Origin of the sequence: Pelagibius marinus, assembly GCF_014925385.1 — a bacterium.
Taxonomy (GTDB): domain Bacteria; phylum Pseudomonadota; class Alphaproteobacteria; order Kiloniellales; family Kiloniellaceae; genus Pelagibius; species Pelagibius marinus.
Map to the genome: position 1 here is coordinate 15,772 of NZ_JACSDK010000003.1, position 19,709 is coordinate 35,480.

Annotated in this window: 18 protein-coding genes; 10 read left to right on the forward strand and 8 right to left on the reverse strand. The window is 67.5% G+C overall.

The genetic code is table 11. The features are described from left to right. A complete protein-coding gene (locus H7X47_RS05390; protein ID WP_193367631.1) occupies window positions 1-189 on the reverse strand; it encodes a SlyX family protein in 189 nt (62 codons plus the stop codon). Window positions 190-290: 101 nt separating this feature from the next. After that, window positions 291-1,097, reverse strand: a complete 807-nt coding sequence (locus H7X47_RS05395; RefSeq protein WP_193367632.1) for a bifunctional DNA primase/polymerase — start codon at window positions 1,095-1,097, stop codon at window positions 291-293. Between the two features lie 118 nt (window positions 1,098-1,215). Here H7X47_RS05395 and H7X47_RS05400 point away from each other — a divergent pair, with 118 nt between their 5' ends. Both H7X47_RS05400 and H7X47_RS05405 read left to right on the forward strand, forming a co-directional pair. Beyond that, the gene (locus H7X47_RS05400; protein WP_227010236.1) at window positions 1,216-1,917 is read left to right on the forward strand and encodes a phosphoribosyltransferase; all 702 of its coding nucleotides are present in this window, start codon (window positions 1,216-1,218) and stop codon (window positions 1,915-1,917) included. Between the two features lie 87 nt (window positions 1,918-2,004). After that, window positions 2,005-2,574, forward strand: a complete 570-nt coding sequence (locus H7X47_RS05405) for an HPF/RaiA family ribosome-associated protein (protein WP_193367633.1) — start codon at window positions 2,005-2,007, stop codon at window positions 2,572-2,574. 18 nt (window positions 2,575-2,592) lie between these two features. Here H7X47_RS05405 and H7X47_RS05410 read toward each other — a convergent pair whose 3' ends face one another. Both H7X47_RS05410 and H7X47_RS05415 read right to left on the reverse strand, forming a co-directional pair. Further along, entirely contained in the window at window positions 2,593-3,501 is a 909-nt protein-coding gene (locus tag H7X47_RS05410; RefSeq protein ID WP_193367634.1) for a hypothetical protein, read from the reverse strand. After that, complete coding sequence (locus H7X47_RS05415; protein ID WP_193367635.1) at window positions 3,488-5,941, reverse strand: Lon protease family protein; 2,454 nt, start codon at window positions 5,939-5,941, stop codon at window positions 3,488-3,490. The genes H7X47_RS05410 and H7X47_RS05415 overlap by 14 nt, the downstream gene beginning before the upstream one ends. Window positions 5,942-6,159: 218 nt before the next feature. On the opposite strand from H7X47_RS05415, the gene acsA reads away from it, so the two are divergent. The 5 genes from acsA to H7X47_RS05440 are packed head-to-tail and all read left to right on the forward strand — an operon-like array spanning window position 6,160 to window position 11,983. Continuing rightward, entirely contained in the window at window positions 6,160-7,920 is a 1,761-nt protein-coding gene (gene acsA, locus H7X47_RS05420; RefSeq protein WP_193367636.1) for an acetate--CoA ligase, read from the forward strand. Then, window positions 7,917-9,911: a pyruvate dehydrogenase (acetyl-transferring) E1 component subunit alpha gene (gene pdhA, locus H7X47_RS05425; RefSeq protein ID WP_193367637.1), complete on the forward strand. Its 1,995-nt coding sequence runs from the start codon at window positions 7,917-7,919 to the stop codon at window positions 9,909-9,911. Before acsA ends, pdhA begins: the two co-directional genes overlap by 4 nt. Continuing rightward, window positions 9,908-11,092, forward strand: coding sequence for a dihydrolipoamide acetyltransferase family protein (locus tag H7X47_RS05430; protein ID WP_193367638.1), 1,185 nt, complete (start codon window positions 9,908-9,910; stop codon window positions 11,090-11,092). The genes pdhA and H7X47_RS05430 overlap by 4 nt, the downstream gene beginning before the upstream one ends. After that, entirely contained in the window at window positions 11,089-11,337 is a 249-nt protein-coding gene (locus H7X47_RS05435) for an acyl carrier protein (RefSeq protein WP_193367639.1), read from the forward strand. The genes H7X47_RS05430 and H7X47_RS05435 overlap by 4 nt, the downstream gene beginning before the upstream one ends. Window positions 11,338-11,344: 7 nt before the next feature. Beyond that, entirely contained in the window at window positions 11,345-11,983 is a 639-nt protein-coding gene (locus H7X47_RS05440; protein WP_193367640.1) for a DUF2238 domain-containing protein, read from the forward strand. On the opposite strand, the gene H7X47_RS05445 is transcribed toward H7X47_RS05440, so the two are convergent. Beyond that, window positions 11,980-12,348 (reverse strand): SPW repeat domain-containing protein, encoded by a 369-nt coding sequence (locus tag H7X47_RS05445; RefSeq protein ID WP_193367641.1) that lies wholly within the window; start codon window positions 12,346-12,348, stop codon window positions 11,980-11,982. The genes H7X47_RS05440 and H7X47_RS05445 overlap by 4 nt on opposite strands. A gap of 281 nt (window positions 12,349-12,629) precedes the next feature. Here H7X47_RS05445 and H7X47_RS05450 point away from each other — a divergent pair, with 281 nt between their 5' ends. Beyond that, a complete protein-coding gene (locus H7X47_RS05450; protein WP_193367642.1) occupies window positions 12,630-13,190 on the forward strand; it encodes a YeeE/YedE thiosulfate transporter family protein in 561 nt (186 codons plus the stop codon). 3 nt (window positions 13,191-13,193) lie between these two features. After that, a complete protein-coding gene (locus H7X47_RS05455; RefSeq protein ID WP_193367643.1) occupies window positions 13,194-13,805 on the forward strand; it encodes a YeeE/YedE thiosulfate transporter family protein in 612 nt (203 codons plus the stop codon). A gap of 84 nt (window positions 13,806-13,889) precedes the next feature. Here H7X47_RS05455 and H7X47_RS05460 read toward each other — a convergent pair whose 3' ends face one another. Continuing rightward, window positions 13,890-14,624 carry a substrate-binding periplasmic protein gene (locus H7X47_RS05460; protein ID WP_193367644.1) on the reverse strand — a complete coding sequence of 245 codons (735 nt, stop codon included), beginning with the start codon at window positions 14,622-14,624 and terminating at the stop codon, window positions 13,890-13,892. 250 nt (window positions 14,625-14,874) lie between these two features. Between H7X47_RS05460 and H7X47_RS05465 the strand changes: the two genes are divergently transcribed. Continuing rightward, a complete protein-coding gene (locus H7X47_RS05465) occupies window positions 14,875-16,392 on the forward strand; it encodes a sensor histidine kinase (RefSeq protein ID WP_193367645.1) in 1,518 nt (505 codons plus the stop codon). Window positions 16,393-16,416: 24 nt separating this feature from the next. Here the strand turns inward: H7X47_RS05465 and H7X47_RS05470 are convergent, their stop codons facing one another. Beyond that, window positions 16,417-18,447: a putative 2-aminoethylphosphonate ABC transporter permease subunit gene (locus H7X47_RS05470; RefSeq protein WP_193367646.1), complete on the reverse strand. Its 2,031-nt coding sequence runs from the start codon at window positions 18,445-18,447 to the stop codon at window positions 16,417-16,419. Beyond that, window positions 18,431-19,546 (reverse strand): putative 2-aminoethylphosphonate ABC transporter ATP-binding protein, encoded by a 1,116-nt coding sequence (locus H7X47_RS05475; RefSeq protein WP_227010237.1) that lies wholly within the window; start codon window positions 19,544-19,546, stop codon window positions 18,431-18,433. The genes H7X47_RS05470 and H7X47_RS05475 overlap by 17 nt, the downstream gene beginning before the upstream one ends. Window positions 19,547-19,709 lie beyond the last annotated feature (163 nt).

Here is a 19,709-nt window from a genome sequence, read left to right on the forward strand (position 1 = left end):
TTAATGTGAACCGGCCTCGCCTTCGGTGAGCTGCAGTATCTGGCGTCCCAGGATCTCGATTTCGGCCTTCAGCCGGTCGATCTCCTGGCCCTGGGAGACCACCACATCGCTGAGGTCGTTCAGCATCTTTTCGGTGTAGGCGATCTGGGCTTCCAGGTCCTCCATCGCCTTGGGTTCACTGCCGGTCATGACGATCCTCCTCTCGAGCGCTGTTCCTTGGACTGCGCCTGCTTCGGCTATAGTGGCGGCACGCAAGCCGAGGCGGCATTGATCTATCGTAAACTGGCGCTTCAGCCAGGAGTGTCCTCGCGCTGGTGCAGGCGGGTGATGCTCTGCACCGTGCGCAGCACCTCCTCGTCCGGCAGCGGCGGTTGGCAGCGAATGCGGTTCCAGCACAGCAGCATCTCGCTGACCACGTCCGGGTCGACCTCGTGCCACAGCAGGTGGCCGGCGAGCGAGGCAATGGTGCTGTTGCGCTGACCCTCCGGTACGCCCTCGGCCACCAGGCCGCGCCAGTAGCTGGCGGGGTGGCCCTGGCGGCTGCCCCGGGCGGTCACCTCGATCAGCAGGCGCTCGGGCAGGGGCGCCGGGTCAGCCTCCCGCGGGCTGTGACCGCCCGCCCAGGCGTAGCGCTTGCCGGAGGGGTGGACCGAGGGCGGCACGATGATGATGCCGCCGTCGCCGCGCAGGTCGATGCCGGGGCGCAGGCCCGCCCGGTTGCGCACCCGGCGGCCCGGATAGGCGAAGTAGAGGTGGCGTCCACCGCCGCCGGTCAGGGCCTCCACGGTGCTGGGGATCGGCCCGATCTCGTCCTCCAGCAGGGCCAGCGAGGCCTCGCCGCCGTGACGCGGATCGATGTCCAGCACCACGATGTTGGAGATTTCGCCGGTCACCACGGCGATGTTGGCCTCGGGCCAGCGCCGGAACCAGCCGCGGATCTCCTCCGGGTCGGCGCGGCGTTGCTGGAATTCCAGCCAGGACAGCAGCGGCTGCTTGCCGCGCGGCGCCATGGGCACCACCGACCAGCCCGCCGCCGCATAGGCCAGGGCGGCGGCCTGTCCGTCTCCGGGCTCTCTGTCTTCGGGCGCTTCGGCCATGCCGCTTCCGGTTTTCTGAAAAAGACCGCCCCAGTCTGGCTTGATCTGGATTAAGGACAACCCCCAAGATTCCCGTGAGCCTGTCGTGTGAGATCTCTCAAACCGGAGCCTTCCTGCGATGGTGATGTTCCGCGACCGCCGGGAGGCGGGCGAGCGCCTGGCCGGGCATCTGGCCGGGACCGTGGCGTCTTTTGAGGACACCGCGCCGCCGGTGGTGGTGGCGTTGCCGCGCGGCGGCGTGCCGGTCGCTGCCGCGATCGCCGCGCGGCTGCAGGCGCCGCTGGACGTGATCATTGCCCGCAAGATCGGCGCGCCGGGCCAGCCCGAACTGGCCATCGGCGCCGTCGCCGAGGGCGCCGGGGGGGAAGGAGCGGAGGAGACCGTGTGGAACCGGCGCATCATCGTCGACCTCGGCCTGCGCGAAGAGAGTCTCGAGCAGCGGCGCGCGGAAAAGCTGCGGGAAGTCCGCGAACGCGCGGCGCTCTACCGGGACGGCCGCCCGGCCGTGGTGCTGGAGGGCCGCAGCGTCATCCTGGTGGACGACGGCATCGCCACGGGGGCGACCACGGAGGCCGCCTTGCGGGCATTGCGTCGGCGACGGCCAAGGCGCATCATTCTAGCGGTGCCGGTGGCCCCGGAGGACACCCTGGCGCGCCTGCGCCGCCTGGCCGACGACGTGGTCTGCCTGGCGCAGCCCGCGGATTTCTACGCCATCGGCGCCTATTACCGTGATTTCACCCAGGTGAAGGACGCGGACGTCATCCGGTGCCTATCTCAATACAGACCGGATCAGCCCGAAGAGGCGGTGGACGACAATTGATCAACCTCATTGCAATTGTCGGCGCCGTTACAGGATGATTATGGGCAAAGTCAAATCGCCCCAAGGTAAGGGAGGTACAACGCAGCCATGCAGACACCCCTCGAGATCACCTTCCGCAACATGGACCACTCGGACGCCGTCGAGGCCAGAATCCGGGAGAAAGTGGGCAAGCTGGAGCAGGTCTACGACCGTATCACCGCCTGTCGGGTGAGGGTCGAAGCGATCAACCGACAACACACCAAGGGCAATCTCTTCCAGGTCAACATCGAACTGTCCGTGCCCGGCAAGCAGGTCATGGTCGGTCGCAACCCCGGCAAGAACCATGCTCACGAGGATGTCTACGTGGCCGTGCGCGACGCCTTTAATGCGGCGCGCCGCCGCCTTGAGGACCATTCCCGGCGCAAGTCCGGCAAGGTGAAGACTCATGAGGTGCCGCCGCACGGCAAGGTGGCCCGGTTGTTCCCTTACGAAGGTTACGGGTTCATCGAGACGCCTGACGGCCGCGAGATCTACTTCCATGAGAACAGCCTGGTGGATAGCGACTTCGCCAAGCTGGAGGAGGGCCAGGAAGTACGCTACGTGGCTGCCGAGAAAGAAAGCGAAAAGGGGCCGCAGGCCAGCACCGTGAAGCTGATCGGCAAGCACCACCTCGCTTAGGCCCTTCGGGCGGAGACTTTAAGCGGGCGCGGGTTCCTTTTCCGTCTGCAGGACGATGGGCACCTTCGCCCGCTCGATGATCTGCTCGACTTTGCCGTTCTCGAACCAGGGCTCGTCGGCGGGCAGCACCAGCAGGCCGCGATCCAGCGAGCAGAGCCGCTGCAGGGCGGCCTTGCTGTCGCGCGGGATCCAGATCTGCAGCGGCGGCAAGGGGTCCTTACCACCGGCGGCGCGGATTCTCTCGCCCATGTCTTCCAGCGAAGCGGCGGTTTCGCCCAGCAGCATGATCTCCAGCGGCGCGCGGCGGGTGACGGCCAGGCCGGCGGCGAAGGCGAGCATGTGCTCGGCCGCCGGGGAAGCGTCGTAGGGCAACAGCACTGTGCCTGGCTGTTCGGCCCCGCCGTCGCCGGCGACCAGCAGCGGTCCCGGCGCCCGGGCGGCGATGAGGCGGACCTCGCGGCTGATGCGGCCGAAGCGCGCCAGCGGGCCGAAGCCGCGCGCCACCGCAATGACGTCGCCGGCCGCCGCGGCCAAAAGCAGGGCTTCCTCGCTGCGCCCCTTGGCAACCTGGAACGACCAGGCGAGGCGGTGCAGGGCGGCCTGCTTGGCCATGGCCTCGCGCGCCACGGCAGCCTGGGCGCGCAGGTCCTGCAGCAGCAAGGCGGGATCCAGCGCCCGCGACAGGGACTTGCCGGCTGGACCTCTGCTCAACTGGACCTCACGGGCGAAGGGCAGTTCCGCCAGGCGCAGCAGGTCCTGATCCTCGACGAAGAGGCCGCTGAGTTCGCTGGCCGTGGCGGCGGCGAGGCCGGCGGCGACCTCCAGGGTGGCGGCGCAGGCCGCGGAACTGTCGAGCGCCACCAGCACCCGGCGCACGCGCAGAGCGTCGCGGCGGCCGGGTGATTCAGGCTTCTCAGTTGCCGGCATTCCTGCCTCCTTCCTTGCCGCCGTCTTCGTCATGAGCGCCGAAACGGCGGCGCGCCTCGGCGAAGGCGACGAGGCGATCCTCGACCAGGCGGTTGACCGAGTCAGTCGGGAAGCGGCCCTCGGCATCGCGCTCGCCGGCGGGCCGCCCGGTCAGCAGCTCGATGCCCTGGGCGATGGTCTCCACCGGGTAGATGTGGAACTTTCCCGCGGCCACAGCATCGATGACATCCTGGCGCAGCATCAGGTGCATGACGTTGCTCGCCGGGATCAGGACGCCCTGGTCGCCGGTCAACCCGCGCTCCCTGCAGATGTCGAAGAAGCCCTCGATCTTCTCGTTGACTCCGCCGATGGCCTGCACATGGCCGTTCTGGTTCACCGAGCCGGTGACCGCCAGGTTCTGCTTCAGCGGCACCTCGGAGAGCGCCGAGAGCAGCGCGTAGAGCTCGGCCGAGGAGGCACTGTCACCCTCGACACCGCCATAGGACTGCTCGAAGACCAGGCTGGCTGCCAATGACAGTGGCTTATCGCCGGCGAAGTGGCTGGCCAGATAGGAGGAGAGAATAAGCACGCCCTTGGAGTGAATCGGGCCGCCCAGTTCCACCTCGCGCTCGATGTCGATGACCTTGCCGGCGCCCAGGCGCACGCTTGCGGTGATGCGGCTGGGCCGCCCGAAAGCGAAGTGGCCGAGCTGCAGCACGCTGAGGCCATTGACCTGGCCCACGGTTGTGCCTTCGGTGTCCAGCAGCACGATGCCGCGCTGGATGGCCTCGTAGCTGCGCTCGCGCAGGCGGTCGGCGCGGCGGATCTGCGCGTCGATCGCCTGCTGCACGTGCGCGGCGTCGGTCACTTCGGCGCCGGCCTTGCCGGCGAAGAAATCCGCCTCGCGGGTCAGGTCGCAGATGGCGCGCAGGTTGATCGACAGCTTCTCGGCATCCTCGGCCAGGCGGGCGCTGTGCTCCATGACGCGGGCCACGGCGGCGCGGTTCAGCGGGCGCAGCTTTGACTGCTTCACCATGGTCGCCAGTTGGCGTGCGAAGAGCGCCTCGCCGGAACCGCTACGATCCATCGAGCCGCCGAAGTCGGCGGCCACCTTGAACAACGTTGCGAACTCCGGGTCGTACTCGCCCAGCAGGTAGTAGTACAGCGGATCGCCGCAGAGGATCACCTTGGCCTGCAGTGGGACGTCGCCGGGTTCCAGCGATACCGTGCTGATGAGGCTCATCATCTGTCCCGCGGACTCGATACGGATCGTGCTTGCCTTCAAGGCTCGCTTGAGCGCGTCCCAGGCGAGGGGCTGGCTCAGCACCTTCAGGACGTCGAGGATCAGGTAGCCGCCGTTGGCCCGGTGCAGCGCGCCACCCTTGATCAGGGTGAAGTCGGTGATCAGTGCGCCCATCTCCGAGATGTGCTCCACCCGGCCGATGAGGTTCGCCAGGGTGGGGTTGTTCTCGAAGATCACCGGGGCGCCTTCGCTTTCCTCGCCGCTGACGACGACGTTCACCGCATAGCGCTTGAAGCCGTTGAGGTGGCCGGGGCCGGGGGCCGGACCGGCGGCTGTCTCCCCGGGGCCCTGCTGCTGCGCGGCGATTTCCAGCTGCAGCAGGGAGTGCACGTTGTCCAGCAGGTCCTCACGGACCTCCTCCAGATGTTCGCCGATGCCCTCGATCTCGCCGAAGCGTTCGTTCAGCTTGTCGATCGGCTGGTCGATGGTCTGGGCGGTGACCTCGCGGTTCAACTCGCGCAAGGCGTCGCGGTGCTCCTTGGCCCAGCCGGGAATCTGTTTGACGATCTCTTCCAGCTCGGCCTGCAGCTTCTCGATCTCTTCCTGGATCCGCTCGCGTTCCTCGGCAGGCAGGGCGTTGAAGGCCTTGGGCTCCATTACCGCGCCGTCCTCCATGGGGGCAAAGGCGAAGCCCATCGGGGTGCGCACCAGGGCGATGTTCTTTTCCTCGGCCCTCTCGCGCAGCACCTGGAAGGCTTTCTCCTGCCGCTCGCGCGCGCTTTCCTCAAGGGCCTGGCGGCGGTTGCGGTAGTCCTCGCTCTCGAAGGCCGCGGGCACGGCGGCGCGCAGTTCGTCGACCAGCTGCTTCATGGCGCTCTGCAGCTCACGTCCCAGACCGCTGGGCAGAGAGAGCGCCTTGGGCTGGTGCGGCGTGATGAAATTGTTGAGGTAGACCCAGTCCGGCGGCACCGGCTCCTCGGCCGCCTTTTGTTTCAGGATGCGCAGCACGGTGGTGTGCTTGCCGGTGCCCGACGGGCCGAGGACGAAGAGATTGTAGCCCTCCTGCTCGATCTCGGCGGCGAAATGAATCGCTTCCAGAGCGCGGTCCTGGCCGATGACCTCCGCCAGGTCCTCCAGCTCAGACGTGGTCTCGAAATCGAGACCGTCGAGCTTGCAGTGCGTATAGAGCTTTTCCGGCGCGAGTGGTGAAGGTGCCATAATCCCTGTGTACCCAGTAGGTTCTTCCACGGTTCCCGGTGTGCACGACCTTGCGGAGCCGCCGCCGCCGCGGCATTGACCAGGATCAAAGCCTATCGCCTGGGCGGCTGCCGCGGTAGGGGGCTTGATTTAGGTCATAGAGACGCCGAGGCTGGGCGGAGAGGATGTCACAGACAGCGAGAAGCATCCGGCAAAGACCCTAGGCGGGAGGCCCTTTTTTGGAGATTATCCACAAGCAGGACCCGGCTCTGCTCGCGCTGGCCAATCTGCGCGACTATGACGCCGTCTACGGCAGTTTCTCCTGGGATGCCGCCCGCGCGGAACTGGACGGCCTGCCCGGCGGCGGCCTCAACATCGCCTTTGAGGCGGTCGACCGCCATCTGGCCCACGGCAAGGGCGACAAGGTCGCGATCCGCTGGCTGGGCAAGGACGGCAGCCGCCAGGACCTCACCTACGGACAACTGGCGGCGGCCAGCAACCGCTTCGCCAACGTTCTGAAGTCGCTGGGCGTGGCGCGCGGCGAGGCGGTCTTCGGCCTCATGGGCCGGCGCCCGGAGCTCTACCAGGCGATGCTCGGCATCCTGAAGAACGGCAGCGTCTTCTCGCCGCTGTTCTCCGCCTTCGGGCCGGAGCCCTTGAAGGCGCGCATGACCATCGGCAGCGCCAAGGCGCTGGTCACCACCGACGCGCTCTACAATCGCAAGGTTGCGGCCTGGCGCGGTGAGCTGCCGGAGCTCGACCACGTCCTGCTGGTGCGCACTACCGACAAGCCGCTGCCCGAGGGCTGTGTCGACCTGGCCGCCGCGATGGCGGAAGCCTCGGAGGATTTCGCGATCGCCGAGACCGGTCCCGAAGACCGTGCCCTGCTGCACTTCACCAGCGGCACCACCGGCAAGCCCAAGGGCGCCATCCACGTCCACGGCGCCGTCGTGGCGCACCACGTCACCGGGCGCTACGCCCTGGACCTGCACCCCGACGACATCTACTGGTGCACGGCGGACCCGGGCTGGGTGACCGGCACCTCCTACGGCATCATCGCGCCGCTGACCAACGGCACCACCATGATCGTCGACGAGGCGGAGTTCGATGCCGAGCGCTGGTACCAGACCCTGCAGGACGAAAAGGTGACGGTGTGGTACTCGGCGCCGACGGCGATCCGCATGCTGATGCGCGCCGGCAAGGAGGTGGCCGACACCTACGACCTCGCCAGCCTGCGCTTCCTGGCCAGTGTCGGCGAGCCGCTGAACCCCGAGGCCGTGGTGTGGAGCGACGAGACCTTCGGCAAGCCCTTCCACGACAACTGGTGGCAGACCGAGACCGGCGGCATCATGATCGCCAACTACGCGGCCATGGACGTGAAGCCCGGCTCCATGGGCCGGCCGCTGCCGGGAATCGAGGCGGGCATCGTCGAGCGCAAGCCCGACGGCGGCGTCACCGAGATCACCAGGCCCATGGCGCTGGGCGAACTCGCCCTGCGGCCGGGCTGGCCCTCGATGATGCGCGGCTACCTGCACGAGGAGGAACGCTACAAGAAGTGCTTCGCCGACGGCTGGTACCTCTCCGGCGACCTGGCGATGCGTGATTCCGACGGCTACTTCTGGTTCGTCGGGCGCGCCGACGACGTGATCAAGTCCGCCGGGCACCTGATCGGCCCCTTCGAGGTGGAAAGCGCCCTCATGGAGCATCCCGCCGTCGCCGAGGTCGGCGTCATCGGCATTCCCGACGAAACGGCGGGCGAGGTGGTGAAGGCCTTCGTCGGCCTGAAGCCGAAGTTCGAGTCCAGTGAGGCGCTGCGCAAGGAACTGCTGGGCCACGCGCGCAAGCGCCTGGGGCCCGCCGTGGCGCCGCGCGACATCGCCTTCCGTACGAACCTGCCCAAGACGCGCAGCGGCAAGATCATGCGGCGTCTCCTGAAGGCGCGCGAACTGGGCCTGCCGGAAGGCGATCTCTCGACCCTGGAAAGCGACGAGAAGAAATGACCAAGCCCCGCCTCAGCCGCGAGCATGCCCTTCACCTGCTGAAGCAGATGCTGCGCATCCGCCGCTTCGAGGAGAAGTGCGCCGAGCTCTACACCCAGGAAAAGATCCGCGGCTTCCTGCACCTCTACATCGGCGAGGAGGCCAACGCCGTGGGCGTCATGCAGGCCCTGCAGCCGGACGACGCCATCGTCGCCACCTACCGCGAACACGGCCATGCCCTGGCGCGCGGCCTTTCCATGAACGGCGTCATGGCGGAGATGTACGGCAAGCAGGAGGGCTGCAGCCACGGGCGCGGCGGCTCCATGCACATCTTCGACAAGGCGACCAACTTCTACGGCGGCAACGCCATCGTCGGCGGCGGCCTGCCGCTGGCGGTGGGCCTGGCGCTGGCCGACAAGCTGCAGGGGCGCGATCGCGTCACCGCCTGTTTCTTCGGCGAGGGAGCGGTGGCCGAGGGCGAGTTCCACGAGAGCCTTAACCTGGCGGCGCTCTGGGGCCTGCCGGTGCTCTTCGTCTGCGAGAACAACCTCTATGCCATGGGCTCGGCCCTCGACCTGACGGAGTCCGAGACCGACATTCACAAGAAGGCCGAGAGCTACCGCATCGCCTCCCGCGTGGTGGACGGCATGGACGTGGTAGCGGTGGAGGCCGCCGCCCAGGCCGCCGTCGAGGCGGCGCGCCGCGACGGCAAGCCGCAATTCCTGGAATGCCGCACCTACCGCTTCCGCGCCCATTCCATGTTCGACGCCCAGCTCTACCGCGAGAAGGGCGAGGTGGAGGAATGGAAGGGCAAGGGCCCGATCCTGCGCTACCAGACCTGGCTGCGCGAGACCGGCATCGCCCATGAGAGCGACTTCGAGGCCATGGAGGCGGCGGTGGCCGAGGAGGTCCAGGCTTCGGTCGACTTCGCCGAGGCGGGCAGCTGGGAGCCGGTCGAGGACCTGCTGCGCCATACCTATGCCGAGGAGGGCGCGGAGGTGGCCGTCACCGTCGGCGCCGCGCCGCCGCCGGAGATGACCTACCGCGAGGCCATGCGCGAAGCCCTGCGCGAGGCCCTGACCCAGGACGAGCGGGTCTTTCTCATGGGCGAGGACGTCGGCCACTATGGCGGCTGCTATGCGGTCTCCATGGGGCTGCTGCAGGACTTCGGGCCGGCGCGCATCCGCGACACGCCGCTGTCGGAGTCCGGCTTTACCGGCGCCGGCGTCGGCGCGGCGGTGAACGGCCTGCGGCCCATCGTCGAGGTCATGACCGTGAATTTCAGCCTGCTGGCCCTCGACCAGATCCTCAATTCGGCGGCGACCCTGCGCCACATGTCCGGCGGCCAGTGCGGCGTGCCGCTGGTGATCCGCATGGCGACCGGCGCCGGCAAGCAGCTCGCCGCCCAGCACTCGCACAGCCTGGAGGGCTGGTTCGCCCATATCCCCGGCATCAAGATCCTGGCCCCGGCGACGGTGGCCGACGCAAGGGCCATGCTGGCCCCGGCGCTGGCCGACCCGGACCCGGTGCTGATTTTCGAGAACGTCATGCTCTACAACCGCAAGGCCGCCGAGGAGGCGGAGCTGGCGCCCGCGCCGGAGAGCGTGTGGAAGGCGGCGGTGCGCCGCCCCGGCAAGGACGTGACGCTGATTTCCTATGGCGGCGCCCTGTGGCGCGCCCTGGCCGCGGCGGACATCCTGGCGGGCGAGGGCATCGAGGCGGAGGTCATCGATCTGCGCTCCCTGCGTCCCCTGGATGACGAGACCATCGCCGCTTCCCTCGCCAGAACCCGGCGCGCGGTCATCGTCGACGACGGCTGGCGCAGCGGCAGCCTGGCGGCGGAGGTCTCCGCGCGCCTCACCGAGTGCTGCTTCTGGTCGCTGGACGCGCCGCTGGAGCGGGTCTGCGGCGCCGAGGTGCCGATCCCCTATCCGCAGCACCTGGAGCAGGCCTCGATCCCGCAGCCGCCGCAGATCGTCGCCGCGGCCAAGCGCGCCCTGAACAAGACATGAGCGACTTCCTCATGCCCTCGCTGGGCTCCGACATGGAGGCCGGCACCCTGGTCGAGTGGCTGAAGCAGCCGGGCGAGGCGGTGCGGCGCGGCGACATCGTCGCCGTGGTCGAGACCCAGAAGGGCGCCATCGAGATCGAGTGCTTCCAGGACGGCGTGCTGGAGGAATATCTGGTCGACATCGGCCAGACCGTGCCGGTCGGCACGCCGCTGGCGCGCATCCGCGGGGCGGGCGAAGCCGCAGCGGCGCCGGAAGCGCCGAAGGCCGCACCGGAAGCGGCTGCCGAAGAGCCGCCGACGCCCCTGCCGCTGCCGGTCGCCCCGCCGCCCGGGGCGCCCAAAGTGGCGCCGGCAGGCGGTGTCAGGGCCTCTCCGGCGGCACGGCAGGCGGCGGCGGAACGCGGCCTCGACCTCGCCGCCCTCAAGGGCAGCGGCCCCGGCGGCGCGGTGGTGCTGGCCGACGTGGAAAGCGCACCGGCAGCCAAGCCAAAACCCAAGAGTAAGGCCGGCGGCCTCGACCTGGACGAGATGCGCAAGGCCATTGCCGCGGCCATGAGCCGCTCCAAACGCGAGATCCCGCACTATTACCTCTCCCACGACGTGGACCTGGCGGCGGCCAGTGCCTGGCTGGAGCAGACCAACGCGGCGCGCGAGCCGGCCCAGCGCCTGCTCATCGGCGCGCTGTTCCTGAAAGCCGTGGCGCTGGCGCTGAAGAAGCACAAGGCGTTCAACGGCTTCTACCGGGAGGACGGCTTCGCGCCCAGCGACGCCATCCACATCGGCACCGCGGTCTCGATCCGCGGCGGCGGCCTGGTGGCGCCGGCGATCCACGACACCGACCAGCTGGACCTCGACAGCATCATGGCGAAGATGCGCGACCTTGTGGCGCGGGTGCGCGTCGGCACGCTGCGCTCTTCGGAACTGGCGGACCCCACGGTGACGGTCTCCAGCCTGGGCGAGCGCGGCGTCGAGGGCATGTATTCCATCATCTACCCGCCGCAGGTCGCCATCCTGGGCATCGGCAAGGTGGTCGAGCGGCCCCGCGTGGTTGAGGGTAGGATCGAGGCGCGGCCGCTGGTTACGATGACGCTGGCCGGCGATCACCGGGTGAGCGACGGCCACCGCGGCGCCCTTTTGCTGAACGACATCGACCGACTGCTGCAGGAGCCCGAGGCCCTATGACACCTGATGAAGCGCGCGCCGTCTTTTTCGAGGAACTCGGCAACATCGCCCCCGAGTGGGACCCGGCGGAGATCGACCCCGGCGAGGACATCCGCGAGGCCATGGACATCGATTCCATGGATGTCCTGAACCTGGTCATCGCGCTCCACAAACGCACCGGCATCGACATCCCGGAATCGGACTACGCCAAGCTGATCACCATCGACGGCGCCGTCGCCTATTTGAGCGCCAAGAGTGGCGGGTAGGGGCCGCTTGCTCACCAGCGCGCGGGATGTAGTCACGGCGGACTTCGCCCGCAACCGCCTGCTGCAGGGACTCACCGCCGCCTATGCGCTCTGGTGGCTGGCACTCGCCATCGCCCCCTACGACCGCTTCGACTGGTTTCTGGAGAACCTGCTGGTCGTGTTTTTCGTCGGCCTGCTGGCGGTGACCTACCGCGCCTTTCCCTTGTCGAACCTCTCCTACCTGCTGATCACGATTTTCCTCGCCCTGCATGCGGTGGGCGCGCACTACACCTATTCCAAAGCGCCGGTCGGCGGCTGGATGACGGAGGCCTTCGGCTGGGAGCGCAATCACTACGACCGCGTGGTGCATTTCCTCTTCGGCCTGCTCTGCAGCTATCCCCTGCGCGAGACATTGCTGCGCGGCAGCGGCGGGGCGCTCGCTGCCGGGGGCTGGCGGGCCGGTCTGCTGGCCTTCGCCGTGGTCCTGGCCTTTTCCAGCGGCTATGAGATGCTGGAGTGGGGAGCGGCCATGCTGCTGGATCCCGAGGCCGGCATGGCCTTCCTCGGCACCCAGGGCGACGTCTTCGACGCCCAGAAGGACACTACCCTGGCCGCGCTGGGCGCGGTCCTGGCCATCGTTCTAAGTCGCTTGGCCGAAGGGCACTAGCCCTCCAGGCGGCGGTTGCGGTCCTGCCACAATTCAAACAGCGCCAGCACGGCGACTGCGGCGCCGAGCACGAAGTGCGCGAGGCGCAGCGTGCCGCCGTAGCCGAAGACCAGGGGCGAGACCACGACCCAGAGGCCGCAGGCAAGCTCCAGCACCTCTTCCCAACGCTGCAGCGACATGATCTCCAGCAGCGCCAGCATGGTGATGAGAACGCCGGCCAGACCGGCAGAGATGGAAGCCGCCGCGGCCAAGTCCCCGGCGGTCAGGGCGGGGGAGAGGACGATGAGCACGCCGCAGCCGGCGGAGCAGAAATCCTCCCAGCGGCGATGCTCTGTGAACCAGCCGTGTTTGACAGAGGTATTCATGACAAACCTCCTTCCAAGCTGCTTTGACGGCAACGCGAGCGCCCGAAAGGAGATGATGCCGGCGGTGTCGAGCCGTCCCCCGATCGGGCGCTCTCACACCTACTTTATGTGGAATTCTACGCCTCTCCGCGGCCGGCAGCAAGCGAATCGCGCGCATCGGGACGCATGGAAAACCCCGGGAATCCTGGATTTTTTCCAGATCTGACGTCTTTTGATCCAGATCATATATGCACGATTATGAATATATTAGCCTCGGGACATCTGAGAGAGGAGATATCCCCATGATCCTGCCTTGGCGCCTTGGAGGCCTCGCCCTCGGCCTCGTGTTCCTGGCCGCCGTGGTGCTGGTCAAGCCCATCGGCGTGTCGACCCAGTTCGTCATCTTCGACGGCATCCTCTGGGATGCGGTCAATCCCGCGGTGGTCGTCGAGTCCCTCGACGCCAAGAGCGGCTATGCCAGCCCCAACGCCTATCTCGACAAGAGCGGCGGGGCCTACGCGAAGCACGTCGCCAACCCGCTGAACTACGGCTTCGTCTTCGTCCTCGCCATGATGGCCGGCGCGGCGCTCTCCGCGCTGCTGCGCGGCGGCGTGCCGAAAGCCGAGCGCGCCATGCCGCCGGTCTGGCGCGCCAACTTCGGCGCCTCGCCCATGAAACGCTACCTCGTCGCCTTCGTCTCCGGCTTCCTGGTGCTCTACGGCGCCCGCCTGGCCGGCGGCTGCACCAGCGGCCACATGATGAGCGGCATGATGCAGACGGCGGTCAGCGGCTACATCTTCGCCGCCGGCACTTTCCTCGCCGCCATTCCTCTGGCGCTCATCATGTTCCGCAGGGAGGGTTGAGCCATGACCTCGATCATCCTCGCCATCGTCATCGGCGGCGCCTTCGGCTTCGTGCTGGACCGCGTCGGCGCCACCAACCCCAACTACATCATCGGCATGCTGCGGCTCGGCAACCTGCACCTGATGAAGACCATCCTGCTGGCCATCGGCGTGTCCTCGCTGCTGATGTTCGCGGGTCTTCTGGCCGGCGTCATTGACCCGGGCCACCTGAGCGTGAAGACCGCCTACCTGGGTGTCTTCCTGGGCGGCGCGCTGCTGGGCCTCGGCTTCGCCGCCGCCGGCTACTGCCCCGGCACCGGTCTCGCCGCCGCGGCCACGGGGCGCAAGGACGGCGTCGCCTTCCTGCTCGGCGGCCTGCTGGGTGCCGCCGCCTACATGGCCAGCTATGCCTGGGTGAAGTCGACCGGCGTGCTGGACTCGATCCTGGGCGGCAAGGCGACCCTGGGCGTCGTCGCCGGCACCGACTATCCGGCGCTGATGCCCGGCCTCTCGGGCGAGGTCGTCGGCCTGGTGCTGGGGGCGGTCTTCATCGCCGTGGCCTTCCTGCTGCCCGACAGCCTGCGGCCGGGAGAAGGCATCGCGGCGCACCACAAGGGCCACCACGCGCATTCCTGACCCTGCCCGCCCCAACTTGCCTGTGTAAGGGGCTACCTGCGGTCTTCCTCCAAGGGGGAAGGCCGCTTTTTCTTTCTCGGGATTTCAGCGGTAGCGGGCGAGGATTTCGGCCTGGGTGCCGTCGGCGATGATGCTGACCAGCGCGTCCTGCATGCGCGAGACGATGCCGTCGGGGGTGCCGGGCGAACAAGCGATGGAAAAGATCTGCTCGAAGAGTACGGCGACTTCCTCGATTGGCACGCCGTCATTGTGCAGGCGGCGGACAAAGGATTCCGAAACGGCCATGAGGTCGACGCGGCCGCTCAGCAGCTTCTTCAGGGTCAGATCCAGGTCGCGCGCCAGGTCGATCTCGGTGAAGCCGGCGTCGCGCAGCAGTTCGACGGTGTAGTCGCCGGTCTGGGTGCCCGTGCGGTAGGCCGTCGCCTCGGCGACGCTGGAGGCCTCGACGCCGGAGCCGGCGGCGCGGATCAGCAGGGTGCGCTCGACCAGCAGGGGCTCGACCCACTTGAAGTGCGCGTCGCGGTCCATCGTGTGAGCGGTGGTGAAGACGCAGGTCATGGCCTTCTCGCGGGCCAGGCCGATGGCCCGCGACCAGGGCAGCAACTCCATGTCGTAGTCGATGCCGCTGCGCTTCATGATCTCGCGCACCTGGTCCGCGCCGAGGCCGAGGATCTCGCCGTTGTTGTCGAAGTTGAAGGGCGCGTACTGCTCGGTCGTCAGGTGCAGGACGTCCTGGGCGGCGGCGGGCCCGCCGGAGAAAGCGAGCGCCAGGGTAATGGCCAGGGCGGGGGCTGCGAAACCTCGAGCGATCCGACGCATTTTGGGTCTCCGTCAATCAAGGCCGGAAGAGTCCAGCAAAACCACCTGTCCGGCAAATAAAAATACGTAAGCGAGTAAACGCTCTGGCTCGAATCCTTGAATATATTCTATAAGTATGTCGATTTGCGTAAAGAATCGTTTAAGGACAAGGGGCTAGTGTTCTGCGGTCTATATGCCCGGCAGGAGTGTTGCTTGACCCTTCCTCCTCCCGGTCTTTGGGCAGTGCTGTAGTAGAACCTCAACGGCCTGCATGCGTCAGAAGAACAAGAGACTTACGGGCACCTCGATCCGCAACCGCATCGTCGTCACGGTGCTGGCGACGGTCGTTGTCGTGTCGATGATCGGCACGGCGCTTTCCGGCCAGGAGCATGCGGCGCGGCTGATGAGCGACCTGAAGGCCGAGTCCCAGGTCCTCACCAGCGTCTTCGGCGACACCCTGGCCGATCCTCTGTGGGACTACGACTACGAGCGGGTGCAGCAGCGCCTGGAACGCCTGGCGGCGACGGGATCGATCGCCGGGGCGCGGGTGCTGGCGACCGACGGCGAGAAGCTGGCCGAGGTGATGATCGACGGCTTCCGTCCCGAGAACCTGGCGCAGGCGGATCACGGCGATGTCCTGGTCTTCGACCGCAAGATCGCCGCCGAGACCGGGGAAGTCGTCGGCACCCTGTTCGTCTGGGTCTCCACCGCCGGCGTCTCCGCCGAGGTGTGGAAGACCGTGCGCGACGACGCCACCACCGCCGCCATTCTGGCGGTCATCACGGCAGTGGTCGTCTTCCTGGGCGTCAACCTGATCACCGGCTCGCTGTCGCGGGTCACCGACGCCATGGTGCGCATCGGCGAGGGTGACCTGGACACCGAGGTGCCTTCCGGCGGGCGCAACGACGAGCTGAGCCGCATGGCCGCGGCGCTGGAGCGCCTGCGGCTCAACGGCCTGCGCGTCGAACAGGCCGAGCGCGGCCTGCGCCGCGCCAACGCCTACCTGGAGGAGCGCGTCACCGAGCGCACGGCCGAGCTGGAGAAGGCGCGCTTCCAGGCCGAGCAGGCCAACCGCGCCAAGACCGAGTTCCTCGCCAACATGAGCCATGACCTGCGCACGCCGCTGAACGCCATCCTGGGCTTCAGCGAGATGATGCGCGCCCGAGCTTTCGGCCCGCTGGGCGACGCCCGCTACGACGAGTATGTCCAGGACATCCACCACAGCGGCAGCCTGCTCATCGCCCTCATCAACGACCTGCTGGACATCTCCAAGGTCGAGGCCGGCAAGTACGAACTGGCCGAGGAAAACGTCGACCTGGAGGCTTTGATCCAGAGCTGCATCCGGCAGGTGACCACCACCGCCGAGACCGGCGGGCAGAAACTGACCGCCAGGGTCGACCCCGACCTGCCGGCGCTGTGGGGCGACGAGCGGGTGGTGATGCAGATCCTCAACAACCTGCTGTCCAACGCGGTGAAGTTCACGCCTGAGGGCGGCCGCATCGAGGTCAGCGCCTGGACCGACAGCCAGGGCCGCATCCTGATCTCCGTGGCCGACGACGGCATCGGCATGACCGACGAGGGCGTGGCCAAGGCGCTGCGGCCCTTCGAGCAGGCCCACAACGCCCGCGCCCGCGAGCATGCCGGCACCGGCCTGGGCCTGCACCTCTGCGACAACTTCATGGGCCTCTTCGGCGGCACCCTGGAGATCGAGAGCCAGGCCGGCGAGGGCACCACGGTCACCATCGCCTTCCCGGCCGAGCGCGCCGTCGACGCCCGCCGCACCGCCTGAGGCGGATTTCCTTTCCGGATTTTCCTACCTGAAGCGCCAGGCCTGGGTGCGTTTCAGCACGCCCTTGGAGACCGCCAGGTGGATCAGGCGCGCCCCGGCGTTGGTGTAGAAGATCATCATGCCCATGGCCGCGGCCGGCGCGATGTCGCCGGCATCGTTCATGTTCAGGACGGCGACCGAGGCCAGGGTGGTGGTCGGCGAGTAGAGGAAGATCACCGCCGAGACCGTGGTCATGGCGTTGACGAAGAGGTAGATCGAGATGTCGAGGATGGTCGGCAGGCAGACCGGCACGGTCACCACGCGGAACAGCTTGTAGAAGGGCTGCTTCAGCGAGGCGGCCACGGACTCGAACTCCCGGTCCATCTGCTTCAGCGCCGTGACCGCCGTCAGGTGCGAGACGGTGTAGAAGTGCGTCACCGTGCAGATCACCAGGATCGCCATGGTGCCGTAGATGAAGTTCAGCGGATTGGCCGGCTCGTTGAAGAAGAAGATGTAGGCCAGGCCCAGCACCATGCCGGGGATCGCCATGGGCAGCATGGCCAGCAGCTGGAACAGCGAGCGCCCGGTCTCGAAGCCCTTGGTCTTCTCCACCATGTAGGCGCCGACGAAGACCACCGCCGTGCCCGCCACCGCGGTCAGGAGCGCCATCTGGATGGAGTTGTAGTAGGAATCCCAGCCGCCGCCGTCCATCAGGTCGAAGGCGTAGTTCTTGAGGCTGAGGCTCAGGTCGTAAGGCCAGAACTTGATCAGCGCGGCGTACTGGCAGACCGCCAGCAGGCCGACGATGAAGACCGCGATCAGCCCGCAGTAGCCGAAGGCCAGCCAGTCGAAGCGTCGGTTGGGCTTGGGCTGGTAGGGCACCGAGCGGGCCGAGAGCAGGGCGACCTGCTTCTTCTGCACCTGGCGGTCGACGGCAAAGGCGACCAGCGCCGGCATCAGCAGAACCACCGAGACCACGGCGCCCATTTCGAAGTTCTGCTGGCCGATGACCTGCTTGTAGATGTCGACCGCCAGCATGTTGTACTGGCCGCCGATGACCTTGGGCAGGCCGAAGTCGGTGATCACCAGGTTGAAGACCACGAAGGCGGCGGAGATCAGGCCGTAGCGCGCGCCGGGCACGGTGACGGTCCAGAAGATCTTCCAACGGCTGGCCTTGAGGCACTCGGCGGCCTCGTAGAGCCGCGCGTCGGAGATCGCCAGCGCCGTGGTGATGATGATCATGGCGTGGGGGAAGGTGAAGAAGACCGAGCCGATGACGATGCCGATGGGCCCGTAGATCGACTCGCCCAGCAGCAACTCCTTGATCATGCCCTGGTTGCCGAAGAGGTAGACCAGGCCGATGCCGGGCAGCAGCGAGGGCACCAGGATGGGCGCCAGGGCGACCAGGCGGAAGAATCCCTTGAGACGCATGCAGCTGCGGCTCAGCGCATAGGCGAAGCCGAAGGCCAGCGTCACCGTGATGATGGTGCTGAGCGCCGAGATGAAGATCGAATTCTCGATGGACTGGAACAGCGCCGGCGTCGAGAAGTAGGTCACGTAGTTGGCGAAGCCGATGTCGCGGGCCGGGCGCAGCATCACCCGGCGGAAATTGTTGGAATCGACCTCCCGCCACTCGGTGCCGCTGAAGCGCTCCGTGCCGACCAGGTAGACCGCGTCGGCGCTGGTGCCGCGGATCTTGTACATGACCGGGCTGCGGAAGCTGAAGTCCGGGAAGAAGGAGGTCGCCGGCAGGCGCCCGTCGCTGGAGGTGGAGAGGTCTTCCGGCGACACGGCCTGAAGTTCGTCGTTCAGGGCGGCGGCGCTGACCGGCGGAGCGTCGAAGTTGCCCACCTCGTCGCTCACCTGGAACTCGTAGGCGGTGAGGTCGAAGCTGTAGGTGGAGAAGGACTTCGACAGCATGGCGTAGAGCGGCAGGGCGATGGCGATCACCAGGTAGAGGGCGATCACCGCCATGAAGCCGCGCATGATCAGGTCATCGCGCCCCAGCCGGGGCTTGATGGGCCTTGCCTTGGGGGGGCGGCCTGCCGCCGCCAGCGCGTCAGCCGTGCTCGCCATGAGTCTCTCCGGCACTCCCTGCGGCGGCAAAGGCGATCAGCCGCGAGGGCGGCAGCTCGATGGTCAGGCTCTTGCCCTCGTCGATCGACAGGCGCCGAACCGCGTTGATGGAGAAGTCGGCGTAGAGCACCTCGCTGTCCAGAGCCGCGCCGGTGAGGCGCGAGCGCCAGAAGGAGCCGAGGAACTCCATCTCGTCGACGGTCACCTCCAGCAGGCTGTCGCTGTCCTCGGCTTCGCGGAAGGCGGGTTCATGCGGCACGATGTCTTCCGGGCGGATGGTGGCGACGACCTTCTGGCCGGGCGCCAGTTCACCGGTCTGGCCCCTCAGCCGCGCCCGGCCGAGCGCCAGGCAGCCCGGCTCGGTGACGGTCGAGTGGATCTGGTTGGTCTCGCCGATGAAGTCGGCGACGAAGAGCGAGCGCGGCTCGCGGTAGATCTCCGTCGGGGTGCCGACCTGCTCGATCACGCCGTGGTTCATCACCACGATGCGGTCGGCCATGGCCAGGGCTTCCTCCTGGTCGTGGGTGACCATGATGGTGGTGACGCCCAGTTTTCTCTGAAGTTCCTTGATCTGGTGGCGCAGGTGGACGCGCACCTTGGCGTCCAAGGCAGAAAGGGGCTCATCGAGCAACAAGAGGCCGGGGGAAGTGGCGATGGCGCGGGCCAGGGCGATGCGCTGCTGCTGGCCGCCGGAAAGCTGCGCCGGGTACTTTTTGCGCTGGTCGGCCAGGTTCACCAGGTCCAGCAGCTCGGTGACCCTGGCGCCGACCTCCGCCTTGGACTTGCCCAGGTTCTCCAGGCCGAAGGCGATGTTGCGCTCGATGGTCAGATTGGGGAACAGGGCGTAGGACTGGAAGACGATGCCGAAGTCGCGCTGGGTGACCGGCAGGTCGGAGATGTCGCGCCCGGCCTGCTCCACGCTGCCGTAGCTCTGCAGGTCAAGCCCGGCAATGGCGCGCAGCAGGGTGGTCTTGCCGCAGCCGGAGGGGCCCAGGAAGCAGACGAACTCCCCGTCCTCGATATCCAGGGAGATGTCCTTCAGGGCCGTGAAGTCCCCGAAGTTCTTAAACAGATTGCGGATGCGCAGGTAGCTGGACAAGAAGAAGCCTCGCCTGATGATGCACTCGTTGGCGTCGCCACGGCCCGACTTCTGCCCGGCGCCGGAGGACGCCGGCCCTCTTGGGCCTTGCGGTCAGTATGCGGGAGGGCGCAGCGAACCGAAAGAGGGCGCCGCAAGCGGCGCCCTCTCGACAGGTTTCAGG

What these genes read in the sequence shown, in the direction of transcription:
- H7X47_RS05390 (WP_193367631.1), bottom strand. Translation starts at nt 189, where the DNA reads ATGACCGGCAGTGAACCCAAGGCGATGGAGGACCTGGAAGCCCAGATC.
- H7X47_RS05395 (WP_193367632.1), bottom strand. Translation starts at nt 1,097, where the DNA reads ATGGCCGAAGCGCCCGAAGACAGAGAGCCCGGAGACGGACAGGCCGCC.
- H7X47_RS05400 (WP_227010236.1), top strand. Translation starts at nt 1,216, where the DNA reads ATGGTGATGTTCCGCGACCGCCGGGAGGCGGGCGAGCGCCTGGCCGGG.
- H7X47_RS05405 (WP_193367633.1), top strand. Translation starts at nt 2,005, where the DNA reads ATGCAGACACCCCTCGAGATCACCTTCCGCAACATGGACCACTCGGAC.
- H7X47_RS05410 (WP_193367634.1), bottom strand. Translation starts at nt 3,501, where the DNA reads ATGCCGGCAACTGAGAAGCCTGAATCACCCGGCCGCCGCGACGCTCTG.
- H7X47_RS05415 (WP_193367635.1), bottom strand. Translation starts at nt 5,941, where the DNA reads ATGGCACCTTCACCACTCGCGCCGGAAAAGCTCTATACGCACTGCAAG.
- pdhA (WP_193367637.1), top strand. Translation starts at nt 7,917, where the DNA reads ATGACCAAGCCCCGCCTCAGCCGCGAGCATGCCCTTCACCTGCTGAAG.
- H7X47_RS05430 (WP_193367638.1), top strand. Translation starts at nt 9,908, where the DNA reads ATGAGCGACTTCCTCATGCCCTCGCTGGGCTCCGACATGGAGGCCGGC.
- H7X47_RS05435 (WP_193367639.1), top strand. Translation starts at nt 11,089, where the DNA reads ATGACACCTGATGAAGCGCGCGCCGTCTTTTTCGAGGAACTCGGCAAC.
- H7X47_RS05445 (WP_193367641.1), bottom strand. Translation starts at nt 12,348, where the DNA reads ATGAATACCTCTGTCAAACACGGCTGGTTCACAGAGCATCGCCGCTGG.
- H7X47_RS05450 (WP_193367642.1), top strand. Translation starts at nt 12,630, where the DNA reads ATGATCCTGCCTTGGCGCCTTGGAGGCCTCGCCCTCGGCCTCGTGTTC.
- H7X47_RS05455 (WP_193367643.1), top strand. Translation starts at nt 13,194, where the DNA reads ATGACCTCGATCATCCTCGCCATCGTCATCGGCGGCGCCTTCGGCTTC.
- H7X47_RS05460 (WP_193367644.1), bottom strand. Translation starts at nt 14,624, where the DNA reads ATGCGTCGGATCGCTCGAGGTTTCGCAGCCCCCGCCCTGGCCATTACC.
- H7X47_RS05465 (WP_193367645.1), top strand. Translation starts at nt 14,875, where the DNA reads ATGCGTCAGAAGAACAAGAGACTTACGGGCACCTCGATCCGCAACCGC.
- H7X47_RS05470 (WP_193367646.1), bottom strand. Translation starts at nt 18,447, where the DNA reads ATGGCGAGCACGGCTGACGCGCTGGCGGCGGCAGGCCGCCCCCCCAAG.